The organism is Mycobacterium sp. SMC-4, from assembly GCF_025263265.1.
Lineage (GTDB): Bacteria > Actinomycetota > Actinomycetes > Mycobacteriales > Mycobacteriaceae > Mycobacterium.
In genome coordinates, this window is sequence record NZ_CP079869.1 from 1,071,243 (window position 1) to 1,093,616 (window position 22,374).

General features: G+C 68.4%; 25 protein-coding genes. 16 read left to right on the top strand and 9 right to left on the bottom strand.

All coding sequences use genetic code 11. From position 1 onward, the window contains the following. Positions 1–27 precede the first annotated feature (27 nt). Genes KXD98_RS05175 through KXD98_RS05185 form a run of 3 tightly spaced genes read right to left on the bottom strand, consistent with a single transcriptional unit; the run spans position 28 to position 3,688 of the window. On the bottom strand, positions 28–1,350 hold the full coding sequence (locus tag KXD98_RS05175) for an ABC transporter substrate-binding protein (protein WP_260762186.1): 1,323 nt from the start codon (positions 1,348–1,350) through the stop codon (positions 28–30). Between the two features lie 47 nt (positions 1,351–1,397). Then, the gene (locus tag KXD98_RS05180; RefSeq protein WP_260762187.1) at positions 1,398–2,204 is read right to left on the bottom strand and encodes an SDR family NAD(P)-dependent oxidoreductase; all 807 of its coding nucleotides are present in this window, start codon (positions 2,202–2,204) and stop codon (positions 1,398–1,400) included. Further along, on the bottom strand, positions 2,201–3,688 hold the full coding sequence (locus KXD98_RS05185; RefSeq protein ID WP_260762188.1) for an FGGY-family carbohydrate kinase: 1,488 nt from the start codon (positions 3,686–3,688) through the stop codon (positions 2,201–2,203). Before KXD98_RS05185 ends, KXD98_RS05180 begins: the two co-directional genes overlap by 4 nt. Positions 3,689–3,841: 153 nt before the next feature. Between KXD98_RS05185 and KXD98_RS05190 the strand changes: the two genes are divergently transcribed. After that, the gene (locus KXD98_RS05190; protein ID WP_260764998.1) at positions 3,842–4,657 is read left to right on the top strand and encodes a BtpA/SgcQ family protein; all 816 of its coding nucleotides are present in this window, start codon (positions 3,842–3,844) and stop codon (positions 4,655–4,657) included. Then, on the top strand, positions 4,654–5,412 hold the full coding sequence (locus tag KXD98_RS05195) for an inositol monophosphatase family protein (protein WP_260762189.1): 759 nt from the start codon (positions 4,654–4,656) through the stop codon (positions 5,410–5,412). Before KXD98_RS05190 ends, KXD98_RS05195 begins: the two co-directional genes overlap by 4 nt. A 7-nt stretch (positions 5,413–5,419) precedes the next feature. Here the strand turns inward: KXD98_RS05195 and KXD98_RS05200 are convergent, their stop codons facing one another. Next, positions 5,420–6,223, bottom strand: a complete 804-nt coding sequence (locus tag KXD98_RS05200) for a DeoR/GlpR family DNA-binding transcription regulator (RefSeq protein WP_260762190.1) — start codon at positions 6,221–6,223, stop codon at positions 5,420–5,422. Between the two features lie 175 nt (positions 6,224–6,398). On the opposite strand from KXD98_RS05200, the gene KXD98_RS05205 reads away from it, so the two are divergent. From KXD98_RS05205 to KXD98_RS05250, 10 genes are read left to right on the top strand one after another with little or no spacing between them, the layout of a single operon-like run. Next, the gene (locus KXD98_RS05205; RefSeq protein WP_260762191.1) at positions 6,399–6,770 is read left to right on the top strand and encodes an STAS domain-containing protein; all 372 of its coding nucleotides are present in this window, start codon (positions 6,399–6,401) and stop codon (positions 6,768–6,770) included. Between the two features lie 10 nt (positions 6,771–6,780). Then, positions 6,781–8,196, top strand: a complete 1,416-nt coding sequence (locus tag KXD98_RS05210) for an NAD(P)H-hydrate dehydratase (RefSeq protein ID WP_260762192.1) — start codon at positions 6,781–6,783, stop codon at positions 8,194–8,196. Between the two features lie 9 nt (positions 8,197–8,205). After that, positions 8,206–9,582, top strand: coding sequence for a glutamate decarboxylase (locus tag KXD98_RS05215; protein WP_260762193.1), 1,377 nt, complete (start codon positions 8,206–8,208; stop codon positions 9,580–9,582). A 38-nt stretch (positions 9,583–9,620) separates the two neighbouring features. Next, a complete protein-coding gene (gene alr / locus KXD98_RS05220; RefSeq protein ID WP_260764999.1) occupies positions 9,621–10,763 on the top strand; it encodes an alanine racemase in 1,143 nt (380 codons plus the stop codon). Next, positions 10,760–11,848 (top strand): alpha/beta fold hydrolase, encoded by a 1,089-nt coding sequence (locus KXD98_RS05225; protein ID WP_260762194.1) that lies wholly within the window; start codon positions 10,760–10,762, stop codon positions 11,846–11,848. The genes alr and KXD98_RS05225 overlap by 4 nt, the downstream gene beginning before the upstream one ends. Next, positions 11,841–12,314 (top strand): tRNA (adenosine(37)-N6)-threonylcarbamoyltransferase complex ATPase subunit type 1 TsaE, encoded by a 474-nt coding sequence (tsaE, locus tag KXD98_RS05230; RefSeq protein WP_260762195.1) that lies wholly within the window; start codon positions 11,841–11,843, stop codon positions 12,312–12,314. Before KXD98_RS05225 ends, tsaE begins: the two co-directional genes overlap by 8 nt. Beyond that, the gene (gene tsaB / locus KXD98_RS05235) at positions 12,311–12,958 is read left to right on the top strand and encodes a tRNA (adenosine(37)-N6)-threonylcarbamoyltransferase complex dimerization subunit type 1 TsaB (protein WP_260762196.1); all 648 of its coding nucleotides are present in this window, start codon (positions 12,311–12,313) and stop codon (positions 12,956–12,958) included. Before tsaE ends, tsaB begins: the two co-directional genes overlap by 4 nt. Beyond that, entirely contained in the window at positions 12,955–13,407 is a 453-nt protein-coding gene (gene rimI / locus KXD98_RS05240) for a ribosomal protein S18-alanine N-acetyltransferase (protein ID WP_260762197.1), read from the top strand. The genes tsaB and rimI overlap by 4 nt, the downstream gene beginning before the upstream one ends. Further along, positions 13,404–14,426, top strand: a complete 1,023-nt coding sequence (gene tsaD / locus KXD98_RS05245) for a tRNA (adenosine(37)-N6)-threonylcarbamoyltransferase complex transferase subunit TsaD (protein WP_260762198.1) — start codon at positions 13,404–13,406, stop codon at positions 14,424–14,426. The genes rimI and tsaD overlap by 4 nt, the downstream gene beginning before the upstream one ends. Continuing rightward, complete coding sequence (locus KXD98_RS05250; RefSeq protein ID WP_260762199.1) at positions 14,423–14,863, top strand: nuclear transport factor 2 family protein; 441 nt, start codon at positions 14,423–14,425, stop codon at positions 14,861–14,863. Before tsaD ends, KXD98_RS05250 begins: the two co-directional genes overlap by 4 nt. Here the strand turns inward: KXD98_RS05250 and KXD98_RS05255 are convergent. The 3 genes from KXD98_RS05255 to KXD98_RS05265 all read right to left on the bottom strand — a co-directional run bounded on the left by KXD98_RS05255 (position 14,860) and on the right by KXD98_RS05265 (position 17,485). Then, positions 14,860–15,519 carry a flavodoxin family protein gene (locus tag KXD98_RS05255; protein WP_260762200.1) on the bottom strand — a complete coding sequence of 220 codons (660 nt, stop codon included), beginning with the start codon at positions 15,517–15,519 and terminating at the stop codon, positions 14,860–14,862. The genes KXD98_RS05250 and KXD98_RS05255 overlap by 4 nt on opposite strands. 35 nt (positions 15,520–15,554) lie before the next feature. Then, entirely contained in the window at positions 15,555–15,845 is a 291-nt protein-coding gene (locus tag KXD98_RS05260; protein ID WP_260762201.1) for a hypothetical protein, read from the bottom strand. A gap of 107 nt (positions 15,846–15,952) precedes the next feature. Further along, complete coding sequence (locus tag KXD98_RS05265) at positions 15,953–17,485, bottom strand: HNH endonuclease signature motif containing protein (RefSeq protein ID WP_260762202.1); 1,533 nt, start codon at positions 17,483–17,485, stop codon at positions 15,953–15,955. 196 nt (positions 17,486–17,681) lie between these two features. Between KXD98_RS05265 and groES the strand changes: the two genes are divergently transcribed. From groES to KXD98_RS05280, 3 genes are all read left to right on the top strand, one after another. Beyond that, complete coding sequence (gene groES, locus KXD98_RS05270) at positions 17,682–17,984, top strand: co-chaperone GroES (protein ID WP_003929249.1); 303 nt, start codon at positions 17,682–17,684, stop codon at positions 17,982–17,984. A 90-nt stretch (positions 17,985–18,074) separates the two neighbouring features. Then, positions 18,075–19,697 (top strand): chaperonin GroEL, encoded by a 1,623-nt coding sequence (groL, locus tag KXD98_RS05275; RefSeq protein WP_260762203.1) that lies wholly within the window; start codon positions 18,075–18,077, stop codon positions 19,695–19,697. A 142-nt stretch (positions 19,698–19,839) separates the two neighbouring features. Then, a complete protein-coding gene (locus tag KXD98_RS05280) occupies positions 19,840–20,202 on the top strand; it encodes a hypothetical protein (RefSeq protein ID WP_260762204.1) in 363 nt (120 codons plus the stop codon). Between the two features lie 5 nt (positions 20,203–20,207). On the opposite strand, the gene KXD98_RS05285 is transcribed toward KXD98_RS05280, so the two are convergent. Further along, positions 20,208–20,471: a hypothetical protein gene (locus KXD98_RS05285; protein ID WP_260762205.1), complete on the bottom strand. Its 264-nt coding sequence runs from the start codon at positions 20,469–20,471 to the stop codon at positions 20,208–20,210. Positions 20,472–20,509: 38 nt separating this feature from the next. Next, positions 20,510–21,031, bottom strand: a complete 522-nt coding sequence (locus KXD98_RS05290) for a nuclear transport factor 2 family protein (RefSeq protein ID WP_260762206.1) — start codon at positions 21,029–21,031, stop codon at positions 20,510–20,512. 276 nt (positions 21,032–21,307) lie between these two features. On the opposite strand from KXD98_RS05290, the gene KXD98_RS05295 reads away from it, so the two are divergent. Then, positions 21,308–22,360, top strand: coding sequence for a 3-deoxy-7-phosphoheptulonate synthase (locus KXD98_RS05295; RefSeq protein WP_260762207.1), 1,053 nt, complete (start codon positions 21,308–21,310; stop codon positions 22,358–22,360). The last annotated feature ends 14 nt before the right edge of the window (positions 22,361–22,374 follow it).

Below are 22,374 nucleotides of genomic sequence, written 5' to 3' on the forward strand. Positions count from 1 at the left end.
CCGGCGCGGCCGCCGGATTCCCCTGGCTCACTGCTGGATCCGCTCCGCTGCGGCCTGGGCGTCGCGCAAGGCGTCGGCGACGCTCTTGTTGCCGGCCACCGCCTCGTTGAGTTCGGTGCCCACGGCCTGGATCATCTCCTCACCGCCGGTGCCCTGGGTGAGCGGGGCCGCGTCGGCCAGGATCTCACCGACCGTTTGGTAGTACTGCTCGCCGTATCCGTCGGCCAGCACCGTGGCGTCGGTCAGCGAACCCTGCCGGATGACCGCGCCGCCCTGGGCGACGCGTTGGGCGTCGACGTCGGGGGAGGTCACCCAGGACACGAATGCCCATGCCGCGTCCGGGGCTGCCGAGTTCGCCGGGATGGCCCAGCTCCACGAGCCCAGCGCGGACTTGCCGCCTGGGATCGGGGCCAGCGCGAACTGTCCGGCCCGCTCGCCGGAGGCGCCCGCCGGGTCGTTGAGTGCGGGCAGGTTCCAGTTGTAGCCGACCATGCTCGCGGCCTGACCGCTCGACACCGACCGGAATGCCTCGTCGAAAGCCCAGTTCAGGCTGTTGGGCGGGGCTGCGGTGCGGTAGGTCTCGATGTAGGCATCCAGCGCGCGGGCGGCCTGCTCGGTGTCCAGTGTGGGTTTGCCGTCAGCGTCATAGATCGACCCGCCCGCGGCGAACAGCCAGTTGGCCCACTCCTCGAAGACCTTGTAACCCCGCTGTGGCTGCATCGCGATCCCTGCGCGGCCATCGGTGTTGAGCCGCTGAGATGTGGCGACCAGCGCGTCGAGGTCGGCGGGTACCTGCTGGCCGGCCTCGGCCAGGTCGCCTGTGTTGTAGATGTAGCCCAGCGCGTAGTTGTAGAACGGTACGCCGTAGGTGGTGCCGTCGACGTCGGTGATGTCGGTCAGCGACGGGAAGAAGTCATCGGGACGGTAGTCCGGGGTTGATTCGATGCGTGCGTCCAGCGGCTCCAGGAACCCGGCGGTGGCGAAGTCGTCCATCCACGGGTTGTCCACCACGATCAGGTCGTAGGCGGGTTGGGCCGATTGGAACGACGACACCAGCCGGTCGCGCATCTGGTCGAACGTCATGGTCTCGATGTTGATCGCGATGTCGGGGTACTTCTCGTTGAACCTACCGACCAGACCTTCGACGATGTCGGTGTCGGGCACGTTCTCCATCAGGACCCGGACGGTGGCCGAGGTGTCGGTGGGGATCTCGCCGAGGCCGGAGGACTCCTGCTGCTCGGAGCCGCCGCTGCCGGCGCACCCGGCGATACTGAGGCAGGCGGCCAGCGTCAACGCCGCCCAGGCCATCGGCCGTTTCGCGGGCCGACGGCCAAACATCGGAATTTTCATGGTTTCTCACTTCCATCTCTCGGTGGTTGGATCGAGCCCGGCACGGCTCAGTCCATGTACGCACCGCCGTTGACCGACAGTGCCTCCCCGGTGATGAACCGGGCATCTTCGGATGCCAGGAACGCCACCGCGCGTGCCACGTCGTCGGGGGTCTGCAACCGCCCGAGTGGGGTGGCATCGATCCACTCTTGCCGGACCTCTTCCGGAGTCGAACCGGAAAGTGTTGCTTCCCAGGTCAACTCACGGGACTGCATCGGGGTTGCGACGAAGCCGGGGCACACACAGTTGACGGTGATGTCGTGCTGCGCCAATTCGAAGGCCATGGCCTGGGTCAATCCGAGCACTCCGAACTTGGAGGCCACATAGTCGGCCAGAAACGGTACCCGGCCCTGCTTGGCCGCCATCGATGCGGTGTTGATGATGGTGGCGCGGCGCCGGGTGCGGATCATCGCGCGCGCGGCGGCCTGTCCGCAGAAGAACACCGCCTTGAGGTTGATGTCCAGCGATCGGTCGAACTGGTCGGCGGTGACCTCGACGAAGCGTTGCATCGCCGAGATCCCGGCGTTGTTGATCCACGCGTCCAGACCCAGCCGGTCGGCCACGTCGTCGGCCAGTGCCGCGGCTGCGTCGCTGTCGGTGACGTCGAAACGCAGATGCTCGTGGCCGCGTCGGGCGCCGCCGGCCAGACCGGCGGCGGTCTCGGCGGCGGTCTCGGCGTCGATGTCGGTCACCACGACGCGCCACCCGCGCTCGGCCAGGGTGGTCGCGATGGCGCGGCCGATGCCGGAACCGGCGCCGGTCACCACCGCGGTGCGTGTGCCGGGGTGCTCGGTCGTCGTTTCTGCTGCGGTCAAGACCGGGCCTTTCGTGCGAGTCGGTGGGAGACGGGGGTCAGGACGTTGCCGAGTGTGCGCCATTCGGCATAGGCCTCGGCGTAGCGGTCGACCTGTCGTGGGTCGGGGACGATGGGTTTGCCCAGCGTCCGGAAGCGCTCGACCTGGGTCCAGTCTGCAATGCCGCCGACGCCGATCCCGGCGATGACTGCTGCGCCCAGCGACGCGCCGGGGTGCCCGACGACCGGCCAGAGTTCGGTGTCGAGGACATCGGCGAGGATCTGTTTCCACAATGTCGACCTGCTGCCGCCGTTGGTGACCATCGCGCGCCGCAGCGGCACGCCGACGTCGGCGAAGACCTCGGTGTGGTGTCTGAACCCGAACGCGACCGCTTCCAGCACCGAGCGGTACATGTCGGCGCGGGTGTGGGCCAGGTCGAGGCCGACGAACGCGCCACGCAGGTCCGGGTCGTGCAGCGGGCTCTTCTCGCCGAGGAAATAGGGCAGGCACAGGATTTCGGCGGGATTTCGGTGTAGCGCCTCGGCGTCGAGGTCGAGCAGGTCGACCCCGCCCGCCAGGGTTTGGAACCAGCGGATCAGGCTGCCGCTGGTGGCCATGCACCCGTTGGGCAGCCAGCGGCCCGGCACCGGGTGGGCGTCGAGGTACAGCCGTGCGTCGGCCACCGGGCGGTCGCTGGCGGCCAGCACGTCACCGGCGCCGCCGAGCTTGACCAGCCAGTCACCTGCGGTGTTGACGCCGGCGGCGTAGGCCGAGAGCACGTGATCGGCGCCGCCGACGATCAGCGGTAGCCCGGCGCGCAGTCCGGTGATCCCGGCTGCCTCAGCGCTGAGCACGCCGGCGTGCGCGCCGGGCGCCAGGATCGCGGGCTGCAGGTTCTCCGACAGGCCGGCCGCGGCGAACATCGGGGCGTACGGGCGGCCGTCGAGTGTGCCGAACCCGGATTCCAGGGCCCAGTTCAACTCGACGTGCGGGGCGGCGCCGAGGGCCATCAGTACCCAGTCGTAGGACCCCACCAGCCGGGCGGTGCGGGCCCAGGTGTCGGGTTCGTGGGTACGCAGCCACATCGCCGTCGGTGCCACGGATTGCTGGGTGATGGCCGAGCCGGTGGCCGCCAGCACATCGGTGCCCTCCATCGCCGCGCTCAGCTGGTCGATCTGTGCGGTGGCGCGTGAGTCGTTCTGCAGGATCGCTCGGCGCACCGGCCGGCCGGCGCGGTCGACGGCCAGCACCGCCGGCACCATCCCGGTGGTGGCCAGTGCCCGCACGTCGTCGGCCGATGCGCCCGATTCGGTGAGTACGGCGCGGATCGTCTCGCCGGTGTTGGCCAGCCACTGCGCGGGATCGGCTTCGGCCTGGCCGGGGTGATCGGCGTAGAGCCGACTGTCGCGGGACGCCTGCGCGGCGATGCGGCCGTCGGTGACGTCGACCAGCACCGTCTTGGTTCCCGTGGTGCCGATGTCGACACCGATCGTGAACTCCGGCATGGGGTCCTCTCCGTGGGCGTGGGTAGACGATACCAACACGACTGTTAGATTCTCACATAATCTGTGTAACAATCACGTTATGGGGCTGGGCAGAACCCCTGCCTCTGTTATCAAATAACACCAGAGGATGCCATGACAACCCGAGAGGCTCTGATGACGACCTGGCTGGACGAGGTATTCGCGGTGCGTAAGCCCGTGATCGCGATGCTGCACCTGATGGCCTTGCCGGGCGACCCGGGTTTCGACACCGCCGGAGGAGTCCGTGCTGTCGTCGACCGTGCCAAGGCCGAGCTGTCCGAACTGCAGCAGGGCGGCGTCGACGGCGTGATGATCTCCAACGAGTTCAGCCTGCCCTACCTGACCAAGACCGAACCCATCACCGCGATCACGATGGCGCGGGTGATCGGGGAACTGCTGGGAGAGTTCTCGGTGCCCTACGGCGTCAATGTGCTGTGGGACGGCATGGCGTCGATCGACCTCGCGGTGGCCACCGGTGCGCAGTGGGTGCGGGAGATCTTCACCGGGGTCTACGCCAGTGACTTCGGCCTGTGGGACACCAACGTCGGCGCCGCGGCGCGCCACCGCCACCGGATCGGTGGCGGCGACGTCAAACTGTTGTTCAACATCGTTCCCGAGTCGGCGGTCTACCTGGCTGAGCGCGATCTCGCGTCGGTCACCGCGACCACGGTGTTCGCCACCAAACCCGACGGCATCTGCGTGTCCGGGCTCACCGCTGGAGCCTCGACCGACACCCAGGCGCTCAAGGTGGTCAAGGACTCCGCCGGAGCGGTACCGGTGTTCGTCAACACCGGTGTGCGGGCGCACAATGCGGCCGAGCAGCTCGCCATCGCCGACGGCGCCATCGTGGGCACCTACTTCAAAGAGGACGGGGTTTTCGAGAACCGTGCCGTCGCGGCGCGGGTGCGCGAGCTGATGGATGCCGTCACCAGCTTCCGTACGACGCTGTGAGCCCGGGCCCTGACGTCGTGGCGCCGGCCGCGCTGCGTGACCTCGCGGTGCGTGCGGCGCAGTTCGCCGCTGCCGGCTGCCTGCTGGAGTTCACCGAAGGCGTCACCGTGAGGACCAAGGGCGCCGAGGGTGACCTGGTCACCTCGGCGGATCTGGCAGCCGAACGCGTGGTCCGCGACGTCATCGCCTCCGCCCGAGCCGAGGATTCGATACTGGGAGAGGAACTTCCGCCGCACATCGGCACCTCGGGGCTGCAGTGGGTCGTCGACCCGCTCGACGGCACCACGAACTTCACCCGGCGGCTGCCGTTCTTCGCCACGTCGGTCGCGGTGCGGCGCGGCGAGGACGAATGGCTGGCCGCGGCGGTCTGCGCGCCGGCGTTGAGCAGCACCTGGAGCGCGGCGCGCGGCCACGGCGCCGAACTCGAAAGCCCTTCGGGGCGTGAGCAACTGCCACTGACGCTGCCGTCGTCCTCGGCGCGGCTGCTGGGTACCGGACTGTCCTACGACGTCGGTCACCGACGACGCCAGGTCCGCGAACTCGGCGCCGCGCTGGCCGACTACACCGATATGCGACGCTTCGGTGCCGCGGCGATCGATCTGTGCCTGGTGGCCCAAGGCAGTCTGGACGCCTTCGTCGAAGACGATCTGGCGCTACACGATTGGGCTGCCGGTGCGCTCATCGCCGAGGAGGCGGGAGCGCAGGTGCAGCGGCCGAGAAACGCAGATCCGGCGGTGACGGCTCGCTGGCGCTGAACCGGGATCAGCGCGCGACCGGGGCTCGTGCGGCGTCCACGCACCGCACGTCCACACCGGCGGCGCGCAGCGCGTCCACGGTCGGGTGGGTCGGTGAGCCGTCGGTCACCAGCACCGAGATGGCCGACACCGGTGCGACGTTGATCAGTTGCACGCGACCGAGTTTCGAGGCATCGGCGGCGACGATCACGCGGTCGGCCGACCGCATCGCGGCCTGCTTGACGTTTCCCTCTTCCCGGTGATACTCCGACGCGCCGCGCTTACCGTGTACACCTGCGATACCCATCACGTAGGTGTCGCAGTTGTAGCGCAGGTAGAAGTCCTCGGCTTCAGCTCCGATCAGGCTCAACTCACCGGGGCGGATCTTGCCGCCGGTGAGCAGGATCGTGGTGTCGGGTTCGTCGGCGAGCTCCACGGCGACCAGCACACTCGGCGTGATGACGGTCAGGCCCAGTCCTCGGCCCTTGATGGCGCGCGCCACCGCCAGCACCGTGCTCCCGCTGTCGAGGATCACGGTTTCCTGCGGAGCCAGCAGATCGGCAACCGCCCGAGCGATGTGGGTCTTCTCACCCGCGGCTACGGCCGCGCGGGCATCGAAGGACGGCTCGATGGATTTGCCGCCGAAGGCGATCGCACCGCCGAGCACCCGGCGGGCGATGCCCTGGTCCTCGAGCCGTTCGATGTCGCGCCGGATCGTCATCTCCGAGACGCCGTACTCCTCGGCCAGCGAGGCGAAGTCCACTTCGCGGTCGGCGTGGATGCGTGCGGCGATCGCGGCGCGGCGCGCGTGCGCATCCAGGGTGAGGGCCACGGCGACCAGCTTAATCGTGCCCGCCGGTAACACTGAAGGCTGTGCGTTCGATAAGAAAGCTAAGAAAGCTATGGCAGCAACGGTCGCCGTTGCCCGAGTTGCGCTGAAGAAACCACGGTGCCATCCCGGGGTGACCTGCGCATGCCCTCCGCAATGAAGGTCGGGGGAAACCCACATGATGGAAAACGGACACAAACGCAGCGGTCGCTTCACGGTCAGCCCGAGACGTGACAACGACGCGCTCGTGCTGCAGGTCGCCGGTGATCTCGACGTGCTGACCGCACCGACGTTGGCGACCCATCTCGACGTGGCGCTGACCAGTGGCGCGGCGTTGCTGATCGTCGACCTGACCGCCGTGGAGTTCTTGTCCTCGGCGGGGATCAGCGTGCTGGTCGAAACGCACCGACTCACCGCACCGGCGGGGGTCTCGCTGCGCGTCGTCGCCGAGGGGCCCGCCACCAGCAGGCCGATGCGGCTGATGTGTGTCGACCAGATCATCGACCTCTACCCGACGCTGGACGCCGCGCGCAGAGGGCTGCCCACGTAGCCTGACAACGATGCGGTACTACTACAGCGCCGAGCAGATCCGTGTGGCCGAAGCTCCGCTGCTGGCGGCTCTTCCGGACGGTGCGCTGATGCGCCGCGCGGCTTTCGGGCTGGCCACCGCAATCGCCGCCGAACTCCGCACGGTGTCCGGCAAGACGGTGTGCGCGGTCGTCGGCTCCGGTGACAACGGTGGAGATGCACTGTGGGCGGCCACGTTCCTGCGTCGCCGAGGCGCCCGGGCCACCGCGATCCTGCTCAATCCGGCCAAAGCGCACGCCCGTGCGCTGGCTGCGTTTCGGCGCAGCGGTGGTCAGGTGGTCGACACGGTCTCCGCGGCAACCGATCTGGTGATCGACGGAGTGGTCGGCATCTCCGGGACCGGGCCGCTGCGCCCAGACGCAGCCGGGGTCTTCGACGTAGTGACCGAGGCTGGAATCCCGGTGGTCGCCGTCGATCTGCCCAGCGGCGTCGACGTGCACACCGGTGCGGTGGACGGCCCGCACGTCGTGCCCGCACTGACGGTCACCTTCGGCGGGTTCAAACCCGCCCACGCACTGGGCCGGTGCGGCCGTGTGGAGTTGGTCGACATCGGACTCGACCTCGGCCCCAGCGACCTCAGAGCTTTCGAGGCCGCAGACGTCGCGGCGCGCTGGCCGATCCCGGGTCCCACCGACGACAAGTACACCCAAGGTGTCACCGGGGTGATGGCCGGCTCGGACACCTACCCCGGCGCGGCGGTGCTGTGCACCGGTGCCGCGGTGGCCGCGACCTCCGGCATGGTCCGCTACGCCGGGACCGCCGCCCAACAGGTCCTCGCGCACTGGCCGGAAGTCATCGCCACTCCCGGCTTCGCCACCGCCGGCCGGGTGCAGTCCTGGGTCGTCGGGCCCGGCCTGGGAACCGACGAAAATGCCGCAGCCGCACTGTGTTTTGCGCTCGAGACCGACGTGCCGGTGATCGTCGACGCCGATGCGCTGACCATTCTGGCCGCGCACTCCGAACTCGTCGACGGCCGCAGCGCCGCCACCGTACTGACCCCACACGCGGGAGAATTCGCCCGCCTGGCCGGGACGCCGCCGGGTGCGGACCGCATCGCCGTCACCCGCAGGCTGGCCGACCGGCTCGGCGTCACCGTGCTGCTCAAAGGCAATGTCACCGTCATCGCCGAACCGGGTGCCGGAGCGGTCTACCTGAACACCGCGGGCCCGTCGTGGGCGGCCACCGCCGGATCCGGTGATGTGCTCTCCGGTGTCATCGGGGCTCTGCTGGCCGCCGGACTGCCCGCCGCCGAGGCTGCCGCGGCGGCGGCGTACGTGCATGCCCACGCGGCCGAACTGTCGGCGCGCGACCCCGGCCCGGCGCCGGCTCCGACGTCGGCCTCACGCATCCTGGCCCATCTGCGCACGGCGGTGGGTTCGATCCTCTAGAAAGGACCCATGCCCAACGTCTCGCGCCATTCGTCGTTGACCCCCGCCTACACCGGCCGGATGTCCACCAATCCGATTCCGGCGTTGCGGCTGCCCGACGAGTCGATGGAACCCGAGCTGACCTACCGCTACATCCACGACGAGCTGATGCTCGACGGCAGCTCGCGGCTCAACCTCGCGACGTTCGTGACCACGTGGATGGACCCGGAGGCCGGACAGTTGATGTCGGAGACCTTCGACAAGAACATGATCGACAAGGACGAGTACCCCGTCACCGCGGCGATCGAGCAGCGTTGCGTGTGCATGGTGGCCGACCTGTTCCACGCCGAGAATCTGCGCGACGACGACCCGTCCACCGCGGTCGGGGTGTCGACCGTCGGGTCCAGCGAGGCGGTGATGCTGGCCGGTCTGGCGATGAAGTGGCGCTGGCGCGAACGGGTGGGGGACGACTGGAAGGGTCGCACCCCCAACATGGTGATGGGCTCCAACGTGCAGGTGGTGTGGGAGAAGTTCTGCCGCTACTTCGACGTCGAGGCCCGCTACCTGCCGATGGCGGAAGGCCGCTACGTCATCACCCCCGAGCAGGTGCTCGACGCCGTCGACGAGGACACCATCGGCGTGGTGGCGATCCTGGGCACCACGTTCACCGGGGAGCTCGAACCGGTCGGGGAGATCTGCGCGGCGTTGGACCGGTTGGCCGGCGGTGGCGGCCCGGACGTTCCGGTGCACGTCGACGCGGCCAGTGGCGGGTTCGTGGTGCCGTTCCTGCATCCGGACGTGGTGTGGGACTTCCGGCTGCCCCGGGTGGTGTCGATCAACGTCAGCGGGCACAAGTACGGGCTGACCTACCCTGGTATCGGGTTCGTGGTGTGGCGCAACGCCGACCACCTACCCGAGGATCTGGTGTTCCGGGTCAACTACCTCGGCGGCGACATGCCGACCTTCACGCTGAACTTCTCCCGGCCCGGCAACCAGGTCGTCGGGCAGTACTACAACTTCCTGCGGTTGGGCCGCGAGGGCTTTGTCTCGGTGATGCGGACGTTGTCGGACACCGCGCAGTGGCTGTCGCACGAGCTGCGGTCGATGTCGGTCTTCGAGGTGATCTCCGACGGTTCGGCGATCCCGGTCGTGGCCTTCAAACTGGTCGAAGGCACCCGATACACGGTCTTCGACATCTCCTCACTGATGCGCGGGTATGGCTGGCAGGTACCGGCCTACACGATGCCCGACGACGCCACCGACGTCGCGGTGCTGCGCATCGTGGTGCGTGAGGGCTTCTCGGCGAACCTGGCCCGCGCGCTGCGCGACGACCTGATCGAGGTGCTGGGCAAGCTGGAGAAAGTCGGTGTCGGCGGCTTCGCCGACGAGGAGCATTTCGCCCACTGAACACTGTACTGGGACAATCGTGGGCGGTGACCACGATCATGAACGAACCCGCAGCGGTGTGCACCGCGTCGATCGACCTCGACGCGGTCGCGCACAACGTCGCCGTGCTGCGCGAACACGCCGGCTCAGCAGCGGTGATGGCCGTCGTCAAGGCCGACGGGTACGGCCACGGCGCCATCGAGGTGGGCCGGGCGGCGTTGGCCGCCGGTGCCGCCGAGCTCGGTGTGGCCACCGTGGCCGAGGCGCTGGCGTTGCGCCAAGGCGGCATCAACGCGCCGGTGCTGGCCTGGCTGCACCCGCCGGAGACCGACTTCGGGCCGGCGCTGCTCGCCGGTGTCGAGATCGCGGTGTCCTCGCCGCGCCAGGTCGGCGAGGTGCTCGAGGCGGTCGCGCGGACCGGGCGCAGCGCGGTGCTGACGGTCAAGGTCGACACCGGACTGAGCCGCAACGGTGTCGCACCCGCGCAGTTCCCGGCGGTGCTCGAGGCGTTGAGCCGGGCTCAGGCCGCGGGGGCCGTGCGGGTTCGCGGCCTGATGTCGCACCTCGCGCACGGCGATGATCCCGAGAATCCGTTCAACGACGTCCAGGCCCGGCGGCTCACCGAGATGGCAGCGCAGGGCCGCGCCCGCGGGGTGAATTTCGAGGTTGTGCACCTGAGCAATTCACCGGCCGCGCTGCGCCGCCCGGACTTGGCGTTCGATCTGGTGCGGCCCGGTATCGCGGTGTACGGTCTCAGCCCGATACCCGAGCTCGGCAATATGGGCTTGCGGCCGGCGATGACGTTGAAATGCCCGGTGGTGCAGGTGCGTTCGATTCGGGCGGGCGAAGGAGTGTCCTACGGGCACACCTGGATCGCGCCGACCGACACGACGGTGGCGTTGATCCCGGCCGGTTACGCCGATGGGGTGTTCCGGACGCTGAGCAATCGGCTGGAGGTCCAGATCAACGGGCGACGCTATCGCAACGTCGGGCGAATCTGCATGGACCAGTTCGTCGTCGACCTCGGGCCGGGATCCGTCGAGGTTGCCGAGGGGGACGACGCGATCCTGTTCGGGCCGGGAGTGCACGGCGAACCGACGGCACAGGACTGGGCCGACATGTTGGGCACGATCAACTACGAGGTGGTGACCAGCCCGCGCGGGCGGATCGGGCGGAGTTACCACGGCGGTGCCGCGCGATGAACGGACGTGCGGGATGGTTGGCCGGTCTGGCCGGCGTGGCCGCGGTCGGGTCGGCTGCCGGGGTCACGGTGGCCCGGTCGCTGCGTCGACGCATGACCGAGGACGACCCGCACCGCGACGAGGATTTCGAACTGCTCGACGCCGACCGCAGCTGTGTGGTGACCACTCCCGACGGCGTTCCGTTGGCGGTGCGCGAATCGGGACCCGCCGATGCCCCGCTGACCGTGGTGTTCGCCCATGGTTTCTGTCTGCGGATGGGGGCGTTCTACTTTCAGCGGGCCCGGTTGACCGAGCAGTGGGGTGACCAGGTTCGGATGGTGTTCTACGACCAGCGCGGGCACGGTCAGTCCGGCGAGGCCGCGCCGGAGAGCTACACCGTCGAACAGCTCGGTCAGGACTTGGAGAGCGTGCTTGCGGTGATGGTCCCGCGGGGACCTGTTGTCCTGGTGGGTCATTCGATGGGTGGTATGACGGTGCTCTCGCACGCCCGCCAGTATCCGCACCGCTATCCGATGCGCATCGTCGGCGCTGCGCTGATCTCCTCGGCAGCCGAGGGCGTTTCGCGTTCCCCGCTGGGGGAGATCCTCAACAACCCGGCACTGGAGGCGATTCGGTTCGCGGCCAGGTATGCGCCGTGGGCCGTGCACCAAGGTCGTGGTGCGGCGCGGATGGTGATCGGGCCGATCCTGCGCGCGGCGTCCTATGGCGACGAGGAGATCAGCCCCAGTGTGGTGGCGTTTTCCGAACGGATGATGCACGACACCCCGATCACCACGCTGGTCGAGTTCCTGCACGCGCTCGAAGTGCACGACGAGACAGCGGGTTTGGACACGTTGAGCAAGGTGCCGACCCTGGTGGCCTGCGGAGACCGAGATCTGCTGACACCGCTGGAGTACTCCCAGGAGATGGCGCGGGCTATGGACAGGTCCGAACTGCTGATCGTGGGAGGAGCGGGCCATCTCGTGCAGCTGGAACGCCCGGAGGTGATCGACGATGCGCTGGTGCGCCTGGTGGAGCGGTCCACCCCGTCGCGGCTGGTGGCTTTGACGCGGCGGGTGCGGGAGCGGGTGCGCTCCCATGAATAGGTCCGCGGGGTCGGCCGGGACTGCGGAATTGCTCACCGCCGACGACACCGTCGCGTTGGGCGCCGAGCTGGGTGCGTCGTTGCGCGCCGGCGACGTGGTCGTGCTGTCGGGTCCGCTGGGCGCCGGAAAGACAGTGCTGGCCAAGGGGATTGCCCAGGCTCTGGATGTGGAGGGGCCGGTGATATCGCCGACGTTCGTGCTGGCCCGGGTGCACCGGGCCCGCCGGGCGGGGGCGCCGGCGATGGTGCACGCCGACCTCTACCGGCTGCTGGACCAGGATTCGGTGGATCTGCTCGCCGAGTTGGATTCGTTGGACCTCGATGCCGATCTCGACGACGCGGTCGTGGTGGTGGAGTGGGGCGAGGGCATCGCCGAGCGGCTGTCCGAGCGTCACCTCGACATTCGCCTGGAGCGCGGCTCCGACACTGATGTGCGCACCGCGATGTGGCAGTGGAGTCGCCCATGAGCCGGTTGGTGCTGGCCATCGACACCGCTACCCCCGCGGTGACCGCGGGGGTAGTGCGGATGCACCGTGACCGACATGACCTCGATGGCCGGGTTGAGGTGCTCAACGAACAGGTCACCGTCGACGCCCGGGCGCACGCTGAGCGGCTGACCCCGAACATCGTCGCCGCGTTGCGGGAGGCGCAGATCGGGGCCGACGAACTCGACGCCGTGGTGGTCGGCTGCGGGCCTGGACCGTTCACGGGCTTGCGGGTGGGGATGGCGACGGCGGCGGCCTACGGTCACGCACTGGGCATCCCGGTGCGTGGGGTGTGCAGCCTGGATGCGATCGCCGCGGGCAACGCGGGGGAGGTGCTCGTCGTCACCGATGCGCGTCGCCGCGAGGTGTACTGGGCCCGCTACCGAGACGGCGTTCGGGTTGCGGGCCCGGCGGTCAATGTGGCCGCGGCGGTCCCCGACGGTGCGGTGGCGGTGGCCGGTTCTCGGGAGCACGCCGCGCTGTTCGATCTCGAGCAGCTGGCCGCGGTGTATCCGACGTCGGCGGGTTTGGTTGCCGCGGTCGCTGATTGGGAAGGCGATCCCGATCCGCTGGTACCGCTGTATCTGCGTCGACCCGACGCCAAGCCGGCGGTGGCCCGGCGATGAGCGCGCAGTATGGGCCGTTGACACCGAACGACGCGGCGCGTTGTGCGGAGTTGGAAGCGCAGTTGTTCGACGGCGACGACCCGTGGCCTGAGCGCGCCTTCCTGGCCGAGCTGGCGGCCAAGCACAACCATTACGTCGCTGCCCGGGTGGACGACAAACTGGTCGGCTATGCCGGCATCGCCCGGATGGGGCGGCTGCGACCCTTCGAGTACGAGATCCACACGATCGGTGTGGATCCGGCCCACCAGGGCAAAGGGATCGGCCGGCAACTGCTGCAGCGGCTGATCGACTATGCCGACGGCGCAACGATCTTTCTCGAAGTGCGCACCGACAATGCGCCGGCGATCGCCCTGTACGAGAGTGCCGGGTTCACCCGGGTGGGACTGCGTAAGCGGTATTACCGGGTCAGCGGTGCTGACGCCTACACGATGAAACGAGAGCGGCAATGATCATCCTGGCGATCGAAAGCTCCTGCGACGAAACCGGTGTGGGCATCGCCGAGCTCGGCGAGGACGGTTCGGTCACCCTGCTCGCCGACGAAGTGGCTTCCAGTGTGGACGAGCACGCCCGGTTCGGCGGCGTGGTGCCCGAGATCGCCTCTCGTGCCCACCTGGAAGCGTTGGGGCCGACGATGCGGCGAGCGCTCGACGCTGCTGGTGTCGAGCGACCCGATGTGGTCGCAGCCACCATCGGCCCCGGTCTGGCCGGCGCGCTGCTGGTGGGAGTGGCTGCGGCCAAGGCGTATTCGGCTGCGTGGGGGGTGCCGTTCTACGGCGTCAACCACCTGGGTGGGCATCTGGCTGCCGATGTGTTCGACCATGGACCGTTACCGGAGAGCGTCGGTCTGCTGGTCTCCGGCGGGCATACCAACCTGCTGCATGTGCGTTCGCTGGGCGAGCCGATCATCGAGCTGGGTTCGACCGTCGATGATGCCGCCGGTGAGGCGTACGACAAGATCGCGCGGCTGCTCGGCCTGGGGTATCCGGGTGGACGGGTGCTCGATGAACTGGCCCGGGAGGGCGACCGCGACGCGATCGTATTCCCGCGCGGGATGACCGGTCCGCGCGACGATCCGTACGCGTTCAGTTTCTCCGGCCTGAAAACCGCGGTCGCGCGGTATGTCGAGCGTCAGCCGGAGGCGTCGAATGCCGATGTGGCGGCGGGCTTCCAGGAGGCGGTGGCCGATGTGTTGACGATGAAGGCGGTGCGGGCGGCCGAGCAGCTCGGCGTGTCGACTCTGCTGATCGCCGGTGGGGTTGCGGCGAACTCGCGGCTTCGGGAACTGGCCGGGCAGCGCTGCCAGGAGGCCGGGCTGACATTGCGGATTCCGCGGCCCCGACTGTGCACCGACAACGGCGCGATGATCGCGTCCTTCGCTGCGCACCTGATCGCGGCCGGGGCGGCGCCCTCGCCGTTGGACGCGGCCAGCGATCCCGGGTTGCCGGTGGTGCAGGGGCAGGTGGCGTGAACTCGCTCGCCGACAAGCTGACCGTCACCGAGCTGCTGTATCGGTATGCCGAGTTGATCGATGCCGGCGATTTCGCCGGCGTCGGGCAGCTGCTCGGTCGCGGCCGATTCATGGGGGTCGGGGGCCCCGACGCCATCGCTGCGTTGTTCGCCGCGACTACGCGACGGTTCCCCGAGCACGGCAATACGCCGCGTACCCGTCATCTGGTGCTCAACCCGATCGTCGAGGTCGACGGGGACACCGCGCAGGCGCGCTCGACGTTCTGTGTGGTGCAGCAGACCGACATCGTCGCGCTGCAACCCATCGTGGTGGGGCGCTATCGGGACACCTTCGCACGGGACGGGGCCGGGTGGTACTTCACCGACCGCCACGTCGACATCGAGATGCTCGGCGACGTGTCCGATCATCTGCTGATCGATCCGGGCGGGCTGGGTTAGGGGACGGCGCCGTGCCAGACGCGGGTGGAGCGGACGGTGTCGAGGCGGTAGTCGGTCACCCGCGTCGAATAGAGCCGGGCAGCCAGCGTTCGCGCCTGAGTCACCGGATCGCCCGGGTCATGCACGATCTCGCCGCGGCTGTTGGCATTGCCGATCACGACTCCGACGAGGTCCCCTCTGAGGTAGCGCGTGATCTCCTGGAACTGCGCGATCACGCCCTGCGTGGCACCGAGGTAGCTCTCTTCGCATGAGATCAGCACACCGACCTTCTTGCCGATGATGCCCTCGACGACCCGCTGCTGCTGCGGCGCACTGTTGGCGGTGTAGCAGAACAGCCGATCGAACACCGTCTTGAGGCGACCCGGCATTCCATAGAAGTAGAGCGGCATGGCAAAGACGATGCCGTCGGCCGGCAGCATCCGGTCCAGCAGCAGTTCCTCGTAGCGGTCATCGAGGGAACACACGCTGTCCTCGGCGCGTCGGCAGCTCCGACAGTTGTCGAGCATCCGCTGGACGTAGTCGTCGAGGAAGACGTGCTGTGGGTCGTGTCCGGCGGCTCGGGCGCCGTCGAGGGCTGCGTCGGCCAACACGTGGGAGTTGCCGTCTGCGCGGGGACTGGCGCTGATGATCAAGGTTGTCTTGCGGCCCTGTGTCACGCAGCTCACAAGTCCGTGGCGAACCGCAATATTCCTCAGTCGCCGATGCGCCAGGGTGGATCGGCGACCGCCGGATCGGCAACCGGATGCCCGGGACCCATCGGGACGCAGTGCTTCACCGGGGTCAGGTACGAGCTGAAGCCCCGCGGGACAAGTTGGGCGACACCCACGCACCGTTCCCAGCTGCCGTCAGGCTGGACGGGGCCATCGCACTTGCTGAGGAATTGTCCGCCGTAGTGACAGCCGGCGACCGCCGGTGGCGCCGTGGTGACGAGCCCGGTCGTCATGAACGCGGTGACGACGACTCCGACGATGCAGCGCTTCATGGTTGCCTCCTGTCGCCGCCTCGCTCGGGTCATCCCAGAATTGCCTGCCGCCCGCGAAGGCAAACCCACGGTACCGCCCGGCCCTGCTGATCGACCGTGTCTTCTGGCTAAAACGGTGGCGGGTCGCTCTGCCGGCGGGCCGCGTTGTGGCGCCGTTCGGCATTGATCCGGTAGCGGCGCGCGTCGCTGCGCGAACGGCGTCGTCGCGGCATCATCTGGCCGCGTCGGGGATCGCGCGGCGGTGCAGACTGTGCCGGAGCATCGGGCGGTGGCCGGCTCGGGGACGGCGTCGTGGTGGTTCTCCAGCCCGGGAACAGCAGGCTCGACAGCGGAGCGGTGGTGTAGGTGTGGCCGGTGGGAGACGTGATGGTGACGCTTCCGTCAGGCTGCTGGGAGTCCGACCAGCCATCCCAGAAAGTCTTGACCAGGTGATGAATTCTGCAGTAGCACTTTAGGTTTGATGCGTGAGTAGGCCCGTCGGGCCACGGCTGAGTGTGATCGATGTCGGCCGACATCGCCGAGCGGTCACAGCCGGGCACTCGGCATGTCAGGTCTCGGTTGCGGACGAAGCGCTCCAGCGCGGTCGATGGCCGGTGACCGGCACAGCCCTCGATCGAATCAGCGTCGGTGACGAAGCGGACCTTGGCGCCGAACGCGATCAACTGGGCCAGCAGTGGCGCGGGCACGAGGCCATTACGCATGCCGGGGATCAATCCGGCTTTGCGCCGCGCAACGGGTGCCGGCCGAGGGGCGCTGGTGTCCCCGCCGACAGTCGTCCCGGTGTCCGCGGTGCCGTCGAGATCGAGACCCGGCTCGTGGTCGAGGCTCTGCTGTTCGGCGATGACGTTGATGACGAAGCTGCTCGCGCGTCCGTCGTCGGCGGCAGCGGGGCACTCGCTGTTGCCGCAGCGGCACGCGAGATGAGTGGATCCGGCTGACAGCGCGCCGAACGCGTCCGCCCTGCGCTGATCCATGGTGCGGGGATCGTCGGCGCACACGCCGGTGATCATCGCCGCGAACCGCTGTCTGGCCAGCGCGGCATCGGTGGCCGAGACCCTTCCGTGGATGGTCACGGTGCCGGTGCGGTCTTCCCGGTCGCCGATCGTGAAGGAGCGGCTCCGCTGCTGGAAATTGGTGCGCCGCACGGCGTCCGGGTCGTACTTTTCCACCCACAGGTCCACGGCCTGTTCCAGCTTGGCCTTCGACAGCGTGCCCCACATCGGCGCGCGCTCGGCGATCTCACCGTCGACGGCCGTCAGCGCATCGTCGTCGACGATCAGCATGGTGCGCCAGGCGATGGTGGACACCAGCGCGGCGGGGATCTCACCGGCCAGGAAACGTGCGCCGGTCTTGGGCAGCCGGTTGCGCAGGGTCAACGCCAGGTCGATCTGTCCCAGGGCGCGGCCGTGTCCGACGGTCAAAGCGCAGGCGATCTCGGTGGCTGCGCTGTCCCAGTCGTCGCACGCCCAGTCGGGATGTTCGGGATCGCTGCAGCGCCGGCGTGCCAGTTCGGCTACGGCGGCGAGCTTGCGTGCCTCAGCCGCGGCGGCAGTTCGAGCCCAGCCGGCGACAGCGTCGATGAGCTCGCGGTCGGTCACGCCGCGCAGGTGCGCGGGACCAGGCAGACCTGAATCGAACATGTGTTCGATTTTAGCGGTGGCCTACGACAGTTTCGGTCGCTGTCGCAGCCCACCCTTGAGTGCTAGCACTCTCGTGTATAGAGTGCTAGGTGGCAGTCGGTCCTCCCGTGTGTCGACACCCGCGACGACGGCGCGTGGGCGGACACCGGCCGCCGAATACAACACCTACATCAGCGAAAAGTGAAGGGGCTCCATCGTGGCGAGCGTGAACATCAAGCCACTCGAGGACAAGATCCTCGTTCAGGCCAATGAGGCCGAGACCACGACCGCTTCCGGTCTGGTCATCCCCGACACCGCCAAGGAGAAGCCGCAAGAAGGTACCGTCGTCGCAGTTGGCCCCGGCCGCTGGGATGAGGACGGCGAGAAGCGGATTCCTCTGGATGTGTCGGAGGGCGACGTCGTCATCTACAGCAAGTACGGCGGCACCGAGATCAAGTACAACGGCGAGGAGTACTTGATCCTGTCGGCCCGCGACGTGCTGGCTGTCGTCTCCAAGTAAACGATCGTGACTCCGCCCCGGACTTCCCGCTGCATGCGCTGAGGTCCGGGGCGGTGCGCGTCTGACCCCGTATCAGGAAAAGAAACTCTTATGAGCAAGCAGATTGAGTTCAACGAGACCGCGCGTCGCGCCATGGAGGCGGGTGTCGACAAGCTCGCTGACGCGGTCAAGGTGACCCTTGGCCCCCGCGGTCGCTTCGTCGTGCTCTCCAAGTCGTGGGGCGGCCCGACGGTCACCAACGATGGCGTGACCATCGCGCGAGATATCGACCTGGAGGATCCGTTCGAGAATCTCGGCGCCCAACTGGTCAAGTCGGTGGCGACGAAGACCAACGACGTGGCCGGCGACGGCACCACCACGGCGACCGTGCTGGCTCAGGCGATGATCAAGGCCGGCCTGCGCCTCGTCGCCGCGGGTGCCAACCCGATCGCGCTCGGCGCGGGCGTCTCCAAGGCCGCCGACGCGGTGTCGGAGGCCCTGCTGTCGGCGGCCACGCCCGTCGACGACAAGAAGGCCATCGCCCAGGTCGCCACCGTGTCCTCGCGTGACGCCCAGGTCGGCGAGTTGGTCGGCGAGGCCATGACGAAGGTCGGCACCGACGGTGTCGTTACCGTCGAGGAGTCCTCCACGCTCAACACCGAGCTGGACATCACCGAGGGTGTCGGCTTCGACAAGGGCTTCTTGTCGGCCTACTTCGTCACCGACTTCGACACCCAGGAAGCGGTGCTGGAAGACGCGCTGGTGCTGCTGCACCGCGAGAAGATCAGCTCGCTGCCCGACCTGCTGCCGCTGCTGGAGAAGGTCGCCGAAGCCGGCAAGCCGCTGTTGATCGTCGCCGAAGACGTTGAGGGGGAGCCGCTGTCGACGCTGGTGGTCAACGCGATCCGCAAGACGTTGAAGGCCGTCGCGGTCAAGGCACCGTTCTTCGGGGACCGCCGCAAGGCGTTCCTCGACGACCTGGCAGTGGTCACCGGCGGACAGGTGGTCAACCCCGATGTCGGCCTGCTGCTGCGCGAGGTCGGCCTGGAGGTGCTCGGGACTGCCCGTCGCGTCGTGGTCGACAAGGACAGCACCGTGATCGTCGATGGTGGCGGCACCCAGGAAGCCATCGAGGCCCGCAAGTCGCAGCTCCGTGCCGAGATCGACTCGTCGGATTCGGACTGGGACCGCGAGAAGCTCGAGGAGCGGCTGGCCAAGCTGGCCGGCGGCGTCGCGGTCATCAAGGTCGGCGCGGCCACCGAGACGGATCTGAAGAAGCGTAAGGAAGCGGTCGAGGACGCCGTGGCCGCGGCCAAGGCGGCCGTCGAGGAAGGCATCGTCGTCGGCGGCGGTGCGGCGCTGGTTCAGGCTCGCAGTGCGCTGGACAAGCTGCGCGAGACGGTGTCCGGCGACGAAGCATCCGGCGTCGAGGTCTTCGCCTCGGCACTGTCTTCGCCGCTGTACTGGATCGCCACCAACGCCGGCCTGGACGGTGCGGTCGTGGTGAACAAGGTGTCCGAACTGCCGGCGGGTCAGGGCTTCAACGCCGCGACCATGGAGTTCGGGGACCTGATCGCCGACGGCGTCATCGACCCGGTCAAGGTCACCCGCTCCGCGGTGGTCAATGCCGCTTCGGTGGCCCGGATGGTGCTCACCACCGAGACCGCGGTGGTCGACAAGCCGGCCGAGGAGGAAGACCACGGCCACGGCCACCATCACGGCCACGCCCACTAGGTAGTCCGCACGCACGACCGTGGGGCTTGTGCACGGAATCTTCCTGATTCCCGTGCACAAGCCCCACGGTCGTCGGTCAGGGCGCGACCCGCGGGCATACGCTGGAGGCATTCGGGCGACTCGAAGACGAGGGAGCTTGCCCATGACGCCGCTGCACTGCGCGATGGCCGGGCTGATCGCTTGTGCGGTCGCAACAGCGTCGGTATCACCTGCTCGCGCCGACCCGGTGGACCCGATCCCGGGGAACGGCTTCTTTCTTGTCGGGCCGGACATTGCGCCGGGCCTCTACCGCACCGGTGGGTCGGCCTCGACCTTCGCGATCTGGATCAACGACGTGCCGACCCAGGACTCGATGTGTCTGTGGTTCACATACAGCACACCGGACGCCAACAAGGACAACGTGGTCGCGACCAATATCTCGCTCGGTCCGATGTACGCGTCCATCAACTCCACGGTGCAGGCATTCGAGTCGCGCAACTGTCAGCCCTGGACCCGGGTCACCTGAGCCGGCTACGCCGGCTTGCCGGCGGGATCGATCGGTGTGTAGGAAAGCACCCCGTCGAGCTCGTTTCGCCAGGCCAGCCCCATCCTGACCAGTTCTTCGGCGGCGGGGACGTGTTCCTCGGGTACCGACGGGTTGTGAGCGAGCACCTCGGCGGCTGCCTGATGGTGGGGTTCGGTCCGGGAATCGTCGGCGACCGCCGACAGCCATCGTTGCCGCGCGGCGTCCTCGTTGTCAGGGTCCTCGGCAGGATCGTCGGATGCTGTGCTCATGCCTGTCGGGTTGACGCTGTCCCCCCGAACGAAACAGGTCAGGACGCCAGGGGCACGCGGGCGATCAGTGCATCCAGCTCGACGAAGTCGAGGTAGGCCACCACGCGGGTGATCTGATCATCGGCCAGCGCCATCACCCAGTTGTACTCGTTGACATAGGGCTGGCCGTCTCGGGCGGTCGCGGTTCCCCGCCAACGGGCGACGACGCGGTCCTGGTCGGCGATGATCTCGTGCACCTCGGCGCGGATGGGACCGGTCAGTCGGTCCACGATCGGGCCCGCCGCGACGTCGAGGAATTCCTGGCGCGAGGTGTACGTCCGCGGTGTGGCCGCGCGGGCCACCGTCCACTGCACGTCCTCGGCGAGCAGGGCGTAGAAGGTATCCGGGCCGCCGACCCCGCGCGCCAGTCCGTCCCGAACGATCTGGGCGTTGCGTTGTCCGTCGCCTGCCGGCGGCGCCGCCTGGCTGGTGGCGCCCGCACATCCTGCGGCGACGACGGCTGCACTGAGCAGCGTGACGAGGTTCCTGACGTTCCTGCTGGTCGGGCGTGTCGTGGTCATGCCTTGCCAACGTAATGACGTCGCCGCCGTTCTGGCAGGGTGCGGTTCTCCCAGGTGCGCTGGTCCCCGGTCTCTCGGTGGCCATGTATACTCTCCGTCGTGAACATCCGTGGGTGCGCAGGCTACTGGCACTTTATGCAGGCTCCGGGCGGAGCCGATAAAGCGCTGCACTAAGCACGCATCCACCCGGAGCCCAGGCAGCGACCATCAGGTCGCTGCCTTTCGTCATTCAGGGCGCCGGAATCCAGGAGGTGCCCGTCATCAGGAAGGCACCACATGAATCTGGCGCAGGTCGCCCCGCCCACCACCTCTGACCGGCGGATTCGGCGTTTCACCGAGATTCCCAGCCCGCACGACGTGCTGACCGAGTTCCCGTTGAGCGCTCGCCGCGCCGAGCGGGTGGCCCGCGACCGCGACGAGATCGCCGACATCCTCGCCGGACGCGACGACCGCCTGCTCGTCGTGGTCGGTCCGTGCTCGGTGCACGACCCGGCCGCCGCGCTGGACTACGCCAGCCGCCTGCGCATGGTTGCCGACGAACTGAACGATCGGCTCAAGATCGTCATGCGCGTGTACTTCGAGAAGCCGCGCACCACGATCGGCTGGAAGGGTCTGATCAACGATCCGGGTATGGACAACACGTTCGACGTTGCGCGTGGTCTGCGCGTCGCTCGCCAGCTGCTGCTCGACATCATCGACATCGGCCTGCCGGTGGGTTGCGAGTTCCTCGAGCCCACCAGCCCGCAATACATCGCCGACGCGGTGGCGTGGGGCGCCATCGGCGCCCGCACCACCGAATCTCAGGTGCACCGCCAGCTCGCGTCGGGGCTGTCGATGCCGGTGGGCTTCAAGAACGGCACCGACGGCAACATCCAGGTGGCCGTCGACGGCGTCAAAGCCGCTGCCGCCCAGCACGTCTTCTTCGGGATGGACGATCTGGGACGCGGTGCCGTGGTGAGCACCGAAGGCAACAACGACTGCCACGTCATCCTTCGCGGCGGCACCGACGGACCCAACTACACCGTCGACGCCGTGTCCGCGACCGCCGCCAAGCTCACCGCCGCGGGGTTGCCCGGCCGGGTCGTGATCGACTGCAGCCACGCCAATTCGGGCAAGGATCACCTCCGTCAGGCAACCGTGGCCGGCGAGGTGGCACAGATGGTGCGCGACGGGGCGCCGGTCAGCGGTGTCATGCTGGAGAGCTTCCTGGTCGCCGGCGCGCAGGCGCCGGAAGCTCGCCCGCTGACCTACGGCCAGTCGGTCACCGACAAGTGCATGGACTGGGCGGCAACGGATTCGGTGCTGCGGGAGCTGGCTCGGCGCGCGTGAGCCGAATTGAGGCA